The following is a 15,256-nucleotide window of genomic DNA, read 5'->3' on the forward strand; positions in this document are numbered from 1 at the left end:
TAAATTGATGAGAAATCTACGGGGAATCCCTGAATAAAAGGGTAATGTTGCTCAAAGATATACGAGATTATCAAATACTATTTCTCGGCTTGTTCCTAGTCTTGGGAATCAGTACACGAGATTGGACGCTGCGACCAGAATTGATTGGGGTAGCGATCGCCACTTGTTTTACAACTCAATGGATATTGTCATTAGTCACTTGTACTGAGCGTAGTCGAAGTATTGGTTATTGGTCATTAGCTAACAAAGGACAAAGCCTAAATTTACGCAGTGCTTTAATTACCTCATTGGGACTGAGTTTACTGTTACGGGCTGACCACTGGACAACAATGGCAATAGCCGCAGCAATTGCGATCGCCAGCAAATTTATCTTCCGAGTCGGCGATAAGCATTTCTTCAATCCTGCCAATTTTGGCATCATATCTGCCTTGATTCTCACCCCCGATGCTTGGGTTTCGCCGGGACAATGGGGTGAAGAATGGTGGTATGGGCTATTATTTCTGGGTACTGGCGGCATGATTTTGCAGCGCATCGGTCGCTGGGACACCACAGCAGCTTTTTTAGGTTCCTACTCTTTGCTAGAAGCCATTCGCAATTTCTGGCTGGGTTGGACTTGGGATGTTTACTGGCATCGATTGATGAGTGGATCTTTGCTGCTGTTCGCCCTATTTATGATTACCGATCCGCGATCGATTCCCAATTCCCGAATTGGGCGTGTAGTTTGGGCAATTTGCATCGCTGGATTAACTTTTATCCTGCGAAATTATTTCTTTGTTTCCACAGCAGTTTTCTGGGCGCTATTTGCCCTTGCACCGTTGAGCATCCTCCTAGATGGTTTCTGGTTAGCCCCAAGGTTTACTTGGCAAGAGAAAGATGAGGAAGTAGGAGTAGAACTCCTAACTCCTAACTCTTGTACAGACGCGATTAATCGCGTCTCTACTCTTAACTCAGCACTAAAAAAGTAGAGGTATAAAATAATGAAATTTTTTCGGCTTTTAACACCATTATTATTAGCAATTGTAGCTGTTTTATGCTTTGCACCCGCAGCTTGGGCATTTTGTGGATTTTATGTAGCCAAAGCTGATACAAAACTGTATAACAAAGCTTCTCAGGTGGTTATAGCACGGGATGGCGATCGCACTGTCATGACAATGGCAAACGACTTTCAAGGCGAAGTCAAAGATTTTGCAATGGTAGTACCAGTGCCAACGGTGCTGCAAAAAGAGCAAGTTCGTGTCACCCAAGCGAAGATTATCGAGCGGCTAGATGCTTTTAGTGCGCCGCGATTGGTTGAATATTTCGACCCAGATCCTTGTGCCCCAGTGTACGATAGAGAGTTATCAGCAGCACCAGCGCCAGCAGCACCGAGAAGTGAGGCGGGGAATGCAAGGGGCGATGCTAGTTTGGGTGTGACGGTTGAAGCACGTTTTAACGTTGGCGAATACGACATTTTGATCCTCAGTGCGAAAGAATCTGGTGGACTGGAAACTTGGCTTAAACGCAATGGCTACAAAATCCCCAGAGGTGCGAAACAGTTACTTCAGCCTTATATTCGCTCCTCAATGAAATTCTTTGTTGCCAAAGTCAACTTAGATAAATTCGAGCAATCTGGCTACCAGTTTCTCCGTCCGCTACAAATTTCTTATCAATCACCTAAATTCATGCTGCCAATTCGTTTGGGCATGATCAATGCTACGACAGAGCAGGATTTAATTGTCTACATTCTCTCGCCCCAAGGACAAGCAGAAATCACTAACTATCGGACGGTCAAAATTCCCTCCGACGCGAACATTCCTTTATTTGTCAAAGATGAATTTGGTGAATTCTACAAATCCATGTTTCAAACTGTCTACACCAAAGAAGACAGAAAAGTTGGTTTTTTAGAATACGCTTGGGATATGGGTAGTTGCGATCCTTGTTCTGCTGAACCCCTGACTCCAGAAGAACTCAAGCAAGCAGGTGTATTTTGGCTAGATGATAATTCTACAAGTAATGTGCCAGTACCACCTAGTTTTCGTCGTCCCTCTCCTAGTAGTAACGTCTTTATCTCTCGATTGCATGTTCGCTATACCCGCGACAAATTCCCTGAAGATTTGATATTTCAACAAACTGCCAACAGTGAATCTTTTCAAGGACGCTATGTTTTGCAACATCCGTTCCAAGGGGAACTCAAATGTCAGGCTGGTAGAGAATATAAGCAGTCTTTACCGAAACGTTTTGAACAAGAGGCGCAAACTCTAGCTAAACTAACCAACTGGAAAATCCAAGACATTCGCAACAAAATGAAGTTGAGTGTAGGTAATCTGCGATATTCTTGGTGGGAAAATGTCCTATCCTGGCTGGGATTATATTAAGGAGAGTGGAGAGTGGGGATTCAGAAGGCAGAAGGCAGGAGGCAGAAGGCAGAAGGCAACCCACCCTTACTCATAGTGGGATTGAAACAAGGACGTTTTATACCTCGCTGCAAGCAGTCTCGGTATAATTATCAGTTTTAACTGAGCTTTATACCCTGCAACTTTAGTTTTAATTGATACTCCTGAACTTCAGCATAGCTGCCCTCTGCCCTCTGCCTTTCTAGTAAGGTTAATTCAAAAAATACTCCTCACATTGGCTATCTATGATTACCTAGACAGGTTTTATAAAATCGGGCAAGTCGTTTCTTAGAGAGCGTCCGCAGGAGACAGGAAGAAAGAGGATTTTAGCCTACTTTACTTTTATTAACATAGTTTGATTTTTTCCACTCCTTCTACTTATCTTGACGAAAGGTAATTCTTCAGGTGTTGTTATACGCAATACTAAGATATTCTTGCTTTCTTCGCCAAGATTGTCATGGTTCAATTCGATGAACAGCTACGCCGCTTAGTTACAGAAGCCTGTGGACACCTACCTGGAAGCCCTCAGCGTCAGAAGCTGCTCACGCAAATTATTCGCTTGACAGCAAATAGACTCTGGAGGGAAACTACTCCCTACTATCAAGACGCACTACAACAAACTTGGTTGTATTTTTGTCGCAATGTTTGTGAAGGTTTGACAGGTCAAATCTACGATCCAAATTATGGCAGTGTGATCACCTGGCTGAATGCTTACCTAAAACGGAGACTACAAGACTTTTACCTTAAGCAGAACCGAGAACAGGCCACAACAGTCCCTCTGAGAATTCGTCAGTCTACATCCGGTGGAACAAGTGAAACTATCGATCCTGTAGATAACCTACAGGCTACCCCCCAAGCACCTCCGATTTTGGAAGAGTTGGAGATATGGGCGAAGACAGATTCCGATGGGGAACTGCGCGGTACTTACATTAAAGGGCGTCCAGATGTGAATTGTCAGGTGTTAATTCTCAAACGCTTACCACCAGAAGTTAGCTGGAAAGATTTATCTGAGGAATTTGGGTTGTCAATTCCGACATTAAGCAGTTTTTATCAACGCCAATGTTTACCGCGTTTGCGTAAGTTTGCAGAATTGGAGGGATTATTATGATCGGTGCTGTTAGCAAATAGCTAGGGTTGAGCTAGTGCTGAGTCAGAAGTAGTACTGATGAATCTTCCCATTTTCAGCCGAGGTATTCATCTAACATCTTGAGGACTTACGCAACTGGCACAGTGCGATCGCAATTTTATAGTACATAGTTACTGCAAAGAGGGCGTTTAGGTGGTTGGTTGTTGCTGGAATTAAATTGACACCAATGCACTGCCTCCTGCCCTACCTCCTTCAAGAAACTTGTATATCTTGTAGCTTTGCTACCATTTCTGCACGCGCCGAAACCTTCAACTTCCGAAACATCCTCTTTAAAGCTTGTTTGACAGAATTTTGCGTAATCCAAAGTTTTTCTCCAATTTCTGCATTCGTTAACCCCTGTGCCACTAACTCGGCAATTTCTAACTCACGCGCTGTCAAAGGACTAACTAAAAGGGAATTGGATATTTTGGGTTTTGTGCGTAGGGTTGCCATTTTTGCTGACAAATGAATGCATAAAGCGCTCAAGTCAGCTAAATCGTTACCATTAAAAGCAGGATTTCCCTTGTCACGTGCCAAGTTAAGGGTTCCGACAAGACGACCATCGCAAACAATTGGCCCGGTCATCACGTGTTCGTGGTCGGAACGCGAACAAAAATGCTTCCAGTCTCCTGGCGATAATAATAACTGTTCGTGGGCGGGAGCATGACGCTCAACCACATAGCGTCCCACTGGATTGCTCTCTAAGCATACTGCTGGAATGCCTGAAAGATTAATCTCAGTGGTTGGCTGCTCATCAAGAAGATAAATACCCCAATTTTGCACGCCAAAATGCTCGCTAATTTTATCCGTGAGAGCGAGTCTTAACTCTTGCTCATTCTGGACATTAGCGATCGCATGAAATACAGCGTGTAGAGAATTAGCCATAAGTGTACCCAGTTGGGGACTATCCAAGCCTCAACAATTACTTCTATGCTAATACCAAGGAAACTAAAACGCTAATTACAGTAGCGACTAGGAGAAGCACATGACAGTTACACAACTCTCTGCTCAGGAACTTTTCCGGGCTGCTTATGAAAACCGCTATACTTGGGACAAAAATTTCCCTGGTTATACTGCAAATATTACCTATAAGCATGATGATAAAGTGTTTACAGGCAAAGTTATCATCAGTGCCAATCTCAAAGCCGAAGTTTTGGATGTAGATGATGAGTCAGCCCAGAAAGCAATTCATGGTCAAGCCTGGGAGATCGCAATTCACCGCGTCCGCCGCAGCTTTGAAGACACTCACAGCGCCAATACGTTTAGTTATGGCAAAACTGACGAAACAGGTGCAGTTGAGCTTTTAATGGGTGGTAAGGCTGAGGGCGATAAATACAAAGTCCGCAATAATGAAGTCTGCCATGTTCACCGTCTAATCCACGGGACTTACGTTACCATTGACACCTTCAGCAGTCACGATACTGGGGAAGGCTACCTGTCCCATACCTATGACTCTGTGTACCATGACCCCAAAACTGGGGAACAAAAGGGCGGTAGAAGCGAATTTATTGATGAGTATGAAAAAGTTGGCGACTATTTCATCCTAAATCGTCGGGAGATTCGCACCGAGACAGCAGGACAATTTTCTACTCAGGAATTTATTTTCTCTGACATTAAATTGTTAGAACCTGTTGCTGCTTAAGCTGTATTCTGTAATCCAAAAATTAGCGATCGCTCTTGAGTTAAAGGGAGCGATCGCTTTTATTTTTTGTGGATTCCATGCGTAGCTGTAGCCCATCCTAGACATCGCTCAATCACGTTAAGATACTTAATTAGGTGTTCCTAATAAGCGTGGTAATTTACTTATGAGTCAACTTGAAAATATTCAAGCTGAGTACGAAAAGTTTCCTGAAGCATTTGAGAGTGTAATTATTAGCACTGTGAGCGCACAGGCAATACCCAATGCTAGTTATGCTCCCTTCGTAATGGATGATTCTAAAAATATCTACATTTACGTCAGTGGTCTTTCGATTCATACCAAAAATCTCTATGCCAATCCTCATGTTAGTGTCTTGTTTATCGAGGATGAAGCTAAAAGTAATCTAATTTTTGCCCGTCGTCGTTTGAGTTTTGATTGTACGGCAACTTTGATAGAGCGTGAAACTGATAAGTGGAATCAAATTGTTGAGCAATTTCAAGGGCGGTTTGGTGAAATTATCGAGGTTTTGCGTGGCTTGTCTGACTTTCGGATTTTCCGGCTAACCCCAAGTGAAGGTCGTTTTGTAGTTGGTTTTGGGGGAGCATATCATATTAGTGGTGATAACCTTCATCAACTTGTTCAAATCACAGGAGATGCCGAGAAAAAACAAGGGTAAATTATGAATGGGGCGTAGTCCATTCTGACTCCTGTTAGCGGATAGCTAAGGTTTAGCCCATTCTGACTTCTGAATTTTGCTATATATTGATTCATCAAATCTTCTCCTAATTCTTTAGCTATTCAGACTGATGTATTTTGACTCCTGAATTAGTTTGACTGTAGGCAAATTCAAATAAACTAAACTTTTTAATTTTATGCTTCAGTTTCAACCTCCTGGCTTTGGGCATAAAGTCATCCATACATTCTTGGGAGCAATGGTTTACTATACCCAAACGAATGCACCTTGGACGATTGCTGACACTGAAGATTTACCTCCACTACTATTTCTCCATAACTTTGGTGGGGGAGCGTCTGCCTATGAATGGTCTAAAGTTTACCCGGCTTTTGCCTCCAATTACCACATTTTAGCCCCCGATTTAATCGGCTGGGGAGAGTCGGCCCATCCAGTGCGGGATTATAAAATTAGGGATTATCTCAGCACGATCGCAGAGTTTATCATCCAAACTTGTCGCCAGCCGGTGACGGTTGTAGCCTCATCTCTCACAGCTGCTTTTGCTATTCGCCTAGCTATTGTCCAACCCAATTTATTCAAAACACTGTTTTTGGTTTCCCCCTCTGGATTTGATGATTTTGGGCAGGGTGCTGGACGCAGACTTCCGCTTTCGGTAATCAATGCGCCTCTGTTGGACAATTTTATTTATATGCTTGGTGCTGAAAATGAAATTGCAGTCCGAAATTTTTTACAAAGTTTTCTCTTTGCTAAGTCACAACGAGTATCTCAAGAGATGGTGGAGGCTTATTTAACCTCGGCACAACAACCTAATGCCAAGTTTGCTGCTTTAGCATTTTTGCGAGGCGATCTTTACTTCGATCTGAGTTTATATATCCAACAACTGACAGTTCCCACCGTCATTTTTTGGGGAGAAAAAGCACAATTTACCGACATCAAATTAGGACAACGCTTGGCAAATTTAAATCCAAGAGCAATTCGAGATTTTTATGCGATCGCAGATACCGGAATATTACCTCATTTGGAAATACCAGAAGTTTTCATTGGTTTATTGCAGCGGTATCTTGGGTAAGTGGAGAGATGGGGAGCGGGGTGGCAGGGGGCAGGGAGCAGGGGGCAGGGGGCAGGGGAGCAGGGAGCAGGGAGCAGGGAGCAGGGGAGAAGAACTAATGACCAATGACAAATACAACTCTTGGAGAGGCTGCGCCCGAAGCGTAGCTATGCCGCAGGCTTTACGGCTTCGCGGTAGTTGAATCTCGACTTCGCTCGATTACCGCGCAGTCGAAACTCAGTACAAGTGACAAATGACTATTTAGAAAGTAATTGTGCGTTTAATGCTTTAGTGATGCGATCGCTAGAAGCTTCTAAGTGAGCTAAGGTGTAAACATCAAGGCTTTCGCCAAGTTGTTTGAGTTTGACATCAATGGCTTTTTGGAGTTGGCGCAATTTATACCAAGCCAATGTCCGACCATCTTCAGGTGTATTAGTAGTACCCAAGATCATCTGTAACAAAATATTTAGATGCTCCCGTTGTAATGAACGCCGGATGCTAGAAATTGGCTTTGGTTCTCCGGGGGCGAAAATTTCTGTCCAGATGCCTGTTTGCAGGGTGTCGAACAGTTCTGGTATGGAAAGCGCTTCTCCAGGCAGAGTTTTTAATTCTATATCTTGTAACCGATTCAGGCGATCGCTGTCTAATAGCGATCGCAATATCATACTTTGAAAACCCAAAATGCGATCGTGAATTGGATAATCAAGACGATTATTAAGTGCAGAACTACCCCAGTGTTCCCAACGTGATGGTGCTAGTTGATTGAGCAATTGTGGTGAAAAGCTGAAAGCATCATCTGCGAATACATACTCTTGCAACTTTGTCAATGCTTGGCGTTGTTTTAAAAGTGAAACTGGTACAAATGCCCAAGCAGCATCATTACTGGTATGGAGACGCCGAAACGATTGTCCACCAATGTATTTAGAAAGCAAAGTGGCGTTCCGAAAATAATATTTAAGTACTCTATTAAACTTAAGGCGCAGGTTACTATAGCTTTTGCCTTTCGATAGATAACCCTTATCAAGACGCTGCCACATAAAACGAGCATTATCCATTTGCCACTGCGAATAAAGTAGCACATCACTACTCATATCCCAGACATTTGCTAAAGGATTGATGTCCCAGATATCTTCATCGCTTGCATAAGATAATTCTGGTTGAGGCGACGCTAGGGCTATTTGGTCTAAAAAACTTTTTTCTGATTCTGGAATAGTTACCTCAAGGGCTGTTGATGGAAATCTTTTATAACCATACTCAATTGCCCATTCGTCATAAGGCCCAATAACTCTTGGGAAATAGTCACCTTGCTGTACTCCCTGTGGTGCTATGTTCACAGGTACATAATCCATCACCGAACCCACTAAACCTTTGGTGCGAGTGATTTCAGTATTATTTAATTCTTCTGGCGCTAACATGGTGCTACCGTAAAAGTTGTGGCGCAAACCCAGAGTGTGCCCGACTTCGTGAGCGATGAGAGAACGCAAATATTGATGCACATACTCCTTCATCGTTTCACTACTAGATGTAGTGTTTGGCAACATTGACAACGCCAGCGCCCCCATAGATGCTTGATTTGAAGATTCCATACCATAGCAAGACTCTGAGGAGAAAAAGCGAGCAGAGGAAGATGACGCAAATTTATCCAGGAATTTCCCCGCGTCTTTACGTCTTTCTGTTTTTTCTTGACATGAGTTTGTATTCGGTGACGAATTTGCCTCCATCAGTGCGTGATATTCTTGCTGAACTAAGCGCACCATATTGGCATCTACAATGATATCTGCATCCAATATTTCTCCGGTGAATGGGTTGACGCGCATCGGCCCTTTGGCAAAACCTGCATCTAAAGAATTGAACCAGCGAATGGTGTTGTAATGTACATCTGCTGGTTGCCAATTAGCATCATCTGGCATTTGCTGTACTTCAATGGCATTTTGAAATCCAGCTTTTTCAAATGCTTTGTTCCACATCAAAACACCTTCACGAATCGCATCGCGGTATTCTAGTGGTACAGCATTTTCAATCCAATACACAATTGGTTTTTTAGGTGGAGATAAGGGAGCATCAGGATTGGATGGTTCTAGATGCCAGCGATTAATATAACGTATAAATGATTCGCGAGCATTATTATTAGAGAAATCTTGAAAAGCAGTAGTAAAATATCCAACTCTGTCATCAGCAAGTCTGGGAATATAACCATTGTTTTCTCTCAGTTGAGAAAAACTGTAGTGTACCTTTAGAGTGAGTGCCCTACTATCGGGTACAGTGATTAAATTTGAGCCTTCTAGTGATGAAAAACCGTAAATCGAATCAATCTCTACGTTTTCTGGGAAGCTGTTAACATCACCAAAATATGATTTGCGTACATCTAAGCGGTAATCAGCTTGTAAAGAATATTTTAATATAGGAGTTAATCCAGGTAAATCCTGCATTAGCAGTCCATTCAGGTCGAGCAGAATATTTTTACTTTTTGGATCGATAGTAGCTATTTCGAGTGAATAAAGAACTGAATCGCTAAATGAGCGAGCAAGCGATCGCTGTTCTGGTATACTATCTGTACGGAATTTTAAATTACGCACAACAAAATGCAATTTATTATTTACTTTTTGGAAATAAAATATAAAATCAGAAAGAGGTAATCCACTATAAATCCCACTTTCCCCAATTCCTGATTCCAATGTCACTATAGCTAAGTAATCTTTATTTAGCTGCTCTGGTTTAAGTTCTAAAAAAACTTTTCCCGAATCCTCGTTGCAATAAAGTGTAAAGAATCCCTCTAGTTTATCTATTCGATTAACAATCCCATTAAATCGGCAAAAATCCTCCTTTTTAATTTCAGCAATATTATTGTCAGCACTTGCTACGTTTTCAACTACTGGCAGTGCGTTTAATTGCTGCACATCAATATTAGAAGTATTTGAAAGTTGGGTTGCTTCTGCTCCTGCATAATCATTTGATAGCAACAAGCTATACAGTACTACTATACAGACTGCTAATTTCCTTATCCAGTATTTCATCCTTTGGCTTTCCACCTGAAGCAGTTCTCGTTTGGAGAAAAAATTTTGAGTAGTTTTTCGTCTGTAAACCTTTCAAATATCGAGGAATTACGGTATAAATCCACTCAGTTAGACAAAACTTTGTCTCTAGCCTAAAAATTGTCTGACTAATGATTGTTATTAGTAGCTCTTTAGGAATAATCTATTAAGCATCTATACCTTAAGATAGGTAATTTATCTAACTATAGATACATGTTTTTTATCTTTATCTGTATTAAAAACCAAATGTAGCATTAAAAATGTATTTAGTGCTACATTTGGGAACCGAAGAAAACTCAAGTATGATTTATGAACAAAGAGTGAAACTTCTAAAAAAGCTGTTATTTACCAATAAAATGCTCTTTTCAGATGAATTAGGTAAATTTATACTAATCCCAAACGTTTCCTCACATAGTAAATTGGTTCTTCCCAACAATCTTCAAAGCGGTAGCCCAACATAAAATCAGCTTTTTTACCTAGTTCTCGCCCTTTTGCTAGGTTGGCGAAAATTGCTTTGGTTTGTTGGAAAGCCAAGATGGGATAGAGCAATCTAGCCAACCACAAACCGATTTGAAGTGATTTACTGTAGTTTTGTGTAGCAGCAACAAGTACACCAATTTATCCTGCGTAGGTGGTATCAAAATCAAGCAATACATGAAAAATATCGTGAGTGACTAAATATCGCAGAGCAAATAGATTGCGTTTGGCTATGTCTTCTAGTTCTGGGCTGATATTTAATGGTTTTAGTTGATTTATCCGCATCTGATTGGCATATTTTCGTCCAAAGCAGCCTTGAGGATATTGACTTAATTGGTTCAAATCAATTACGGGATAATATCCCGCTACTGGTTGTAATTTAAAAAGTATTTCTTTTTTATAATTAAAATATGCCTTTTGTTAGAAGGATAATTATATTTTTATAGTTAGTCTTTACTTGTACTTAAGAAAGAAGCTAATTCGCATGATAAACTTGATTTACAGAACCATGAGTGAGATCGGTTCTTTACTTAAAGGACTTCAAGTAAAACGCTTTTTCGCTGTTGTGCTAGTTGGTTTTCTAGTACTGACAACGAATGTTGCTCCTGAGAACAATAACACAGGCTTAAAGGAAAGAGTTCGCGAACAGGTAGAGCAAAATGATGCTCAAAGACCGAAAACAATAGGGCAGTGGAATAAAGAAGCTCGTGAAACGAAAAATTCTCCTGGTGAAAGACTTCAGAAGATTGCAGGAGAGTCAGCAGAAGCCTTTAAAGAATTTGGTTCAGGGTACGTAGAAGGTGCTCAAGAAACTGCTAATGATGTAGGTGATAGTGCTGCACGAACAGGCAAAAATATCCTTAACTAAGTTTGACACTGAAGCGTTACAATTTTGACTTTGCAGTAAGTACTAATAACTTTTCGCCAATAAACGAGTAATATTAAGAAGGCTGGTATCTAACCAAGCAACTCTTCTAATATTTAGTTAAGGCGTTCACCCTTGCTGCTGATAGATTGTAGCGTTTCGTCAATTGCATTAAATATAGGTTTTTAGTAGGGGCGTACAGCTAGATGTATGCCCCTACTGCGCGTTATATCGTCTTCACCTTATTGGCTGTGTCTCAATACTGCTGGCTTTGTGCATTAGACCTCTTGGCATTTGTGCTTTTTGCACTCTTGGGGAAAAGGGAAAAGGTTAAAGGGGAAAGGGACTTTTGCAGTACCTTTTCCCCTTCCCCTCGCCCCTTATCCCCAGAGGGGACCCCACCTTCCCCTTTTCCCGACTTATGCAAGAAGTCTATTTTTAACTAGGAATTGGGTTTTGGGAAAAGGTTACTGGGTTTAGGTTAAAGGTTTTTTCTTTCCCCTTTCCCCTTTCCCCTTTCCCCTTTCCCCTTCCCCTTTTCCTCAAAACCCGACAAGTATTGGGCTGTGTCTGCACTGTAAAATTTAGATTAATACCAGGGAAAAAATATTTTTCCGTAATACTGAGTACATTGGTAGAAATAAAGTCAACTATTGAGTTTGTCGTTTGTTGTAGTCAAAGAGACTTGAGAAAGAAGCGTCAGCGTCTTTCTGTAGAACAGAAAAATGACAATTAATATAGTTGTGTTTATTTATACCCATCTATTTAACTATTATAAATAGTCGATGTATATTTTTTTACTATTTTGATAGTATTTATATAATGGGTAAGTAACTGTTAGATAACTGTTCAAAAAGATGAAACAATGAGGAAATAGCTAAGATTAATAATTAGTGATATGAAGCAATCTAAAAGCACGCGAAAGCGGGGACTTATCTTAACGATCGCTGGGCTAAAGCGTTTACAAGGGGCAATTCTGGCTATGGAAAAGGTAGAAAACAATGGACATCGCTTCACTCTAGAAGATTTAGGCGATCGCATGAAGGTATCTACCAAAACTCTAAACCGATTATGGTCATTGAATACAGGCGTGGATCAAAAAACCTTGAAATTGTGCTTTAGCGCCTTTAACCTAGAATTACGCAGCGAAGACTATGGAATCTTGAGTGAGCCGGATCGTAGTGAAGGTTCTCAAACTCTCTCAATGAGTTTAGATACAAGAGAACAAAAATTATTTCCGTCTTTATCCTTAGATTCTCTTACGACTCAAGACCATAACCCGCTCGAAAATCTTTGGTCATACCCAGATGGGCCAGTACCTATAGATTCCCCCTTCTATGTCGATCGTCCCCCCATAGAAGAACTTGTTTATCGAGAAGTTATTCAACCAGGCTGTGTGATCCGGATTCGAGCACCAAGAGAAATGGGAAAAAGTTCTCTTGTGCTGCGGCTGTTAGCCTTTGCCAAGATGCAAAGTTATCGCTCGGTGAATGTGAATTGCAACCAAATCGATTCCAACTGTCTGACAGACCTAAATAAACTTTTGCGTTCTCTTTGTTGGCAAATTGCAACAGAATTAGGCATTGACCCAAAGCTAGATGAAAAATGGGATGAGGAAATAGGTTGTAAGTTGAGTTGCAGTTTATATTTGCAATCTTATTTGCTCAAGCAGTGCAAAAATCCAGTAGTTTTAGTGTTAAATGAGGTTGACCGCTTTTTTGAATATCCAGAAATTGCTCCAGAGTTCTTTGGTTTGTTGCGCTCTTGGTATGAAGAAGCACGACAAGATCCCAACTTACAGAAACTCAGACTAGTGGTAGTTTACTCCACAGAAGTATATGTCTCGCTGGATATCAACCGTTCTCCATTTAATATTGGGCTACCGATCCGTCTGCCAGAATTTACTGCCCACCAAGTAAAATACTTAGCTCTACGACATGGTTTAGATTGGACTTATGATAACGAAGTTAAGCAACTGATGTCTCTTGTAGGGGGACATCCAGCACTGATTCGGATTGCTTTATATTATCTATGCTGTCAAAGAATGACCTTAGAAGAGCTGATAGAAGATGCGATCGCTAACGGCGGTATTTATCGCTATCATCTATGGCGACACTGGACAATTTTACAAGAAAATCCTAGTTTAGTAAAGGCGTATGTTGAAGTTGTAGCCACAAAGCAAAGCATTTCTCTCAATCCCATTGACGCTCATAAACTCGAAAGCTTGGGTTTGATCGCTTATGAAAGCGATCGCATCCTACCGCGTTGTGAACTCTACCGTGCTTACTTTAAAAAACAACTAGGTGTTGCTGAATTGGAATATAAATCATTGCAAAAACGTGCTTAAGAAAAAACTATCACAGACTCTTTTTTTGAAATTTACCGTAATGGCTCCTTTTAATCCCCTATTTAGCGCTCCTCTAGGGATTAGAAACAAGGTTTTCAATGAAAAATAATTAATTGTTTGACCAATAAAGCTGATAATCATCGATATAAAATTTTCCATTATTGGAAGACATTTTGAAAAAGAAGTAATAATCTTCTGGCTCCCAAATACTAAATTCTTGCTCTTGTTCTTGAAAACTAGCTGTCGAACCACTATTAGGGATAGTCATGCTAGCAGTTAGTGTTCCATTTTGTGTTCTCATTAGAAAAATTTCTAGCAGACAGAAACCCTGTAGTTCAGCAGAATAACGAATTTTGAAACGGATTTTTCCACCATTGCGTAGGGTCTTTTGAATAGAAAAATTTTCAGTTTGAACGGGATTGCCAGACAGATAAATGCCTTGACCTTGTGTTAGTATGTAACTTTGTCTTTCGTTAAATGAATTCACAATTTTTTCTTCTCCAAAATAATATAATTGATTGATATAATTGCATTATTAGCAAGCAAATAACTGTTTTTAAAGATGGGTTCTTTCTGTGCTTCTGAATATCACGTTTGTATTTTCCAGCTATCTTCAAAAAAATGCAATGACAGTTAAGACAGTTAAGAAGACAGTTAAGAAAATAATGAAAAACTGAATGATCGAGAGCGATGCCTGCGGCGGGCTACGCCAACGCAATCCGCAAAAGTAGAGATTAACGATTCTTCATTTATGAAGAAGAGGGGAATGGGCAAAGGGGAAAGGGTAAAGGAATGGAATTTTTCTTTTCCCTTTAACCTTTTCCCCTTTTCAGTAATTACTAATAATGTTCGCAAACTCGCTATCACTGGGTTTGCACAATTATAATTAAAATAACATCTATCCAGGGAAATAGCTTTTAAAAATCATTCAATTTGGTAACAGACTTTTAATTGCTAACTCTTTCATTTGGCACTTGTCAAGCATTATTGTGGCTTTTAACGATCTTCTTTATGATTTGAAGACATCTGTCTTCAGTAGGGTAAAACTCCAACTGTACATTTGGTAACATTACTTAAGAATAAATAAGTAATTGCAATTGAAGTTAATCATGACATATACACAAACCAACGATCCAACTATTCGCGAACACGTTCAAGCTTGGCAAAACTTAAATGTAGATCAACAACTTGCTTTGTTTTGGTTTATCTATAAAGAAATGGGGAGTTCAATTACTCCAGCTGCTCCTGGAGCCAGTACTGTTTCTCCAGAAATAGCCGAAGGTTTATTTAATCAAGTTAAGGAATTATCTCACGAACAACAATTACAAGTTCAGCGTGATTTGATTAATAAAGTGGATACCCAAATTTCTCGTGAGTATGGCTCTTTGGGTGATACCACAAAACTCCTGTTTTGGTATCGATTATCTCAAGGGATGGATAATGGCACTATCATTCCTGTACCTGATGATTATCAACTTCCTTCTGAAGCTAAAGCTTTGTTTGGCAAAATTCAAGGATTAGACTTTGAGCAGCAGATTACTATTTTCCGTGATTATGTTGCGCCAATGGGTACTGAAGCAAAAGCAGGAGCTGAAATTTAGAATTTTTGAGGATGCTTAAGGGTATCTATGTAACCCAAATTGCGGGTTATCAAGTATA

Annotated in this window: 14 protein-coding genes; 9 read left to right on the top strand and 5 right to left on the bottom strand. The window is 40.5% G+C overall.

Annotated elements, in window-relative coordinates:
• The first annotated feature begins 44 nt into the window (after positions 1-44).
• The 3 genes from NSTC731_RS23735 (at position 45) to NSTC731_RS23745 (ending at position 3,480) form a co-directional block, all read left to right on the top strand.
• The gene (locus tag NSTC731_RS23735; protein WP_445627072.1) at positions 45-965 is read left to right on the top strand and encodes an RnfABCDGE type electron transport complex subunit D; all 921 of its coding nucleotides are present in this window, start codon (positions 45-47) and stop codon (positions 963-965) included.
• A gap of 12 nt (positions 966-977) precedes the next feature.
• A complete protein-coding gene (locus tag NSTC731_RS23740; protein ID WP_445627073.1) occupies positions 978-2,354 on the top strand; it encodes a DUF2330 domain-containing protein in 1,377 nt (458 codons plus the stop codon).
• A 475-nt stretch (positions 2,355-2,829) separates the two neighbouring features.
• Complete coding sequence (locus NSTC731_RS23745; RefSeq protein WP_445627074.1) at positions 2,830-3,480, top strand: sigma-70 family RNA polymerase sigma factor; 651 nt, start codon at positions 2,830-2,832, stop codon at positions 3,478-3,480.
• Positions 3,481-3,711: 231 nt separating this feature from the next.
• On the opposite strand, the gene NSTC731_RS23750 is transcribed toward NSTC731_RS23745, so the two are convergent.
• Positions 3,712-4,383, bottom strand: coding sequence for a LuxR C-terminal-related transcriptional regulator (locus NSTC731_RS23750; protein ID WP_322694953.1), 672 nt, complete (start codon positions 4,381-4,383; stop codon positions 3,712-3,714).
• A gap of 100 nt (positions 4,384-4,483) precedes the next feature.
• Here NSTC731_RS23750 and NSTC731_RS23755 point away from each other — a divergent pair, with 100 nt between their 5' ends.
• The 3 genes from NSTC731_RS23755 to NSTC731_RS23765 all read left to right on the top strand — a co-directional run bounded on the left by NSTC731_RS23755 (position 4,484) and on the right by NSTC731_RS23765 (position 6,897).
• Entirely contained in the window at positions 4,484-5,140 is a 657-nt protein-coding gene (locus NSTC731_RS23755) for a DUF3386 domain-containing protein (RefSeq protein ID WP_322671359.1), read from the top strand.
• A 163-nt stretch (positions 5,141-5,303) separates the two neighbouring features.
• Positions 5,304-5,813: a HugZ family pyridoxamine 5'-phosphate oxidase gene (locus tag NSTC731_RS23760; RefSeq protein ID WP_445627075.1), complete on the top strand. Its 510-nt coding sequence runs from the start codon at positions 5,304-5,306 to the stop codon at positions 5,811-5,813.
• A 196-nt stretch (positions 5,814-6,009) separates the two neighbouring features.
• Positions 6,010-6,897: an alpha/beta fold hydrolase gene (locus NSTC731_RS23765; RefSeq protein WP_445627076.1), complete on the top strand. Its 888-nt coding sequence runs from the start codon at positions 6,010-6,012 to the stop codon at positions 6,895-6,897.
• A gap of 236 nt (positions 6,898-7,133) precedes the next feature.
• Here NSTC731_RS23765 and NSTC731_RS23770 read toward each other — a convergent pair whose 3' ends face one another.
• The 3 genes from NSTC731_RS23770 to NSTC731_RS23780 all read right to left on the bottom strand — a co-directional run bounded on the left by NSTC731_RS23770 (position 7,134) and on the right by NSTC731_RS23780 (position 10,727).
• On the bottom strand, positions 7,134-9,890 hold the full coding sequence (locus NSTC731_RS23770) for a zinc-dependent metalloprotease (protein WP_445627077.1): 2,757 nt from the start codon (positions 9,888-9,890) through the stop codon (positions 7,134-7,136).
• A gap of 402 nt (positions 9,891-10,292) precedes the next feature.
• A complete protein-coding gene (locus NSTC731_RS23775) occupies positions 10,293-10,466 on the bottom strand; it encodes a hypothetical protein (protein ID WP_445627078.1) in 174 nt (57 codons plus the stop codon).
• Positions 10,467-10,526: 60 nt separating this feature from the next.
• The gene (locus NSTC731_RS23780; protein ID WP_445627079.1) at positions 10,527-10,727 is read right to left on the bottom strand and encodes a Coq4 family protein; all 201 of its coding nucleotides are present in this window, start codon (positions 10,725-10,727) and stop codon (positions 10,527-10,529) included.
• Positions 10,728-10,869: 142 nt separating this feature from the next.
• On the opposite strand from NSTC731_RS23780, the gene NSTC731_RS23785 reads away from it, so the two are divergent.
• Both NSTC731_RS23785 and NSTC731_RS23790 read left to right on the top strand, forming a co-directional pair.
• Positions 10,870-11,253, top strand: coding sequence for a hypothetical protein (locus NSTC731_RS23785; RefSeq protein WP_445627080.1), 384 nt, complete (start codon positions 10,870-10,872; stop codon positions 11,251-11,253).
• Between the two features lie 895 nt (positions 11,254-12,148).
• Positions 12,149-13,597: an AAA-like domain-containing protein gene (locus tag NSTC731_RS23790; protein ID WP_445627081.1), complete on the top strand. Its 1,449-nt coding sequence runs from the start codon at positions 12,149-12,151 to the stop codon at positions 13,595-13,597.
• A gap of 109 nt (positions 13,598-13,706) precedes the next feature.
• On the opposite strand, the gene NSTC731_RS23795 is transcribed toward NSTC731_RS23790, so the two are convergent.
• Positions 13,707-14,084, bottom strand: coding sequence for a hypothetical protein (locus tag NSTC731_RS23795; RefSeq protein WP_445627082.1), 378 nt, complete (start codon positions 14,082-14,084; stop codon positions 13,707-13,709).
• 622 nt (positions 14,085-14,706) lie between these two features.
• Between NSTC731_RS23795 and NSTC731_RS23800 the strand changes: the two genes are divergently transcribed.
• The gene (locus tag NSTC731_RS23800; RefSeq protein ID WP_445627083.1) at positions 14,707-15,198 is read left to right on the top strand and encodes an orange carotenoid protein N-terminal domain-containing protein; all 492 of its coding nucleotides are present in this window, start codon (positions 14,707-14,709) and stop codon (positions 15,196-15,198) included.
• The last annotated feature ends 58 nt before the right edge of the window (positions 15,199-15,256 follow it).

Source organism: Nostoc sp. DSM 114167 (assembly GCF_052692655.1).

What these genes read in the sequence shown, in the direction of transcription:
- NSTC731_RS23735 (WP_445627072.1), top strand. Translation starts at nt 45, where the DNA reads ATGTTGCTCAAAGATATACGAGATTATCAAATACTATTTCTCGGCTTG.
- NSTC731_RS23740 (WP_445627073.1), top strand. Translation starts at nt 978, where the DNA reads ATGAAATTTTTTCGGCTTTTAACACCATTATTATTAGCAATTGTAGCT.
- NSTC731_RS23745 (WP_445627074.1), top strand. Translation starts at nt 2,830, where the DNA reads ATGGTTCAATTCGATGAACAGCTACGCCGCTTAGTTACAGAAGCCTGT.
- NSTC731_RS23750 (WP_322694953.1), bottom strand. Translation starts at nt 4,383, where the DNA reads ATGGCTAATTCTCTACACGCTGTATTTCATGCGATCGCTAATGTCCAG.
- NSTC731_RS23755 (WP_322671359.1), top strand. Translation starts at nt 4,484, where the DNA reads ATGACAGTTACACAACTCTCTGCTCAGGAACTTTTCCGGGCTGCTTAT.
- NSTC731_RS23760 (WP_445627075.1), top strand. Translation starts at nt 5,304, where the DNA reads ATGAGTCAACTTGAAAATATTCAAGCTGAGTACGAAAAGTTTCCTGAA.
- NSTC731_RS23765 (WP_445627076.1), top strand. Translation starts at nt 6,010, where the DNA reads ATGCTTCAGTTTCAACCTCCTGGCTTTGGGCATAAAGTCATCCATACA.
- NSTC731_RS23770 (WP_445627077.1), bottom strand. Translation starts at nt 9,890, where the DNA reads ATGAAATACTGGATAAGGAAATTAGCAGTCTGTATAGTAGTACTGTAT.
- NSTC731_RS23785 (WP_445627080.1), top strand. Translation starts at nt 10,870, where the DNA reads ATGATAAACTTGATTTACAGAACCATGAGTGAGATCGGTTCTTTACTT.
- NSTC731_RS23790 (WP_445627081.1), top strand. Translation starts at nt 12,149, where the DNA reads ATGAAGCAATCTAAAAGCACGCGAAAGCGGGGACTTATCTTAACGATC.
- NSTC731_RS23800 (WP_445627083.1), top strand. Translation starts at nt 14,707, where the DNA reads ATGACATATACACAAACCAACGATCCAACTATTCGCGAACACGTTCAA.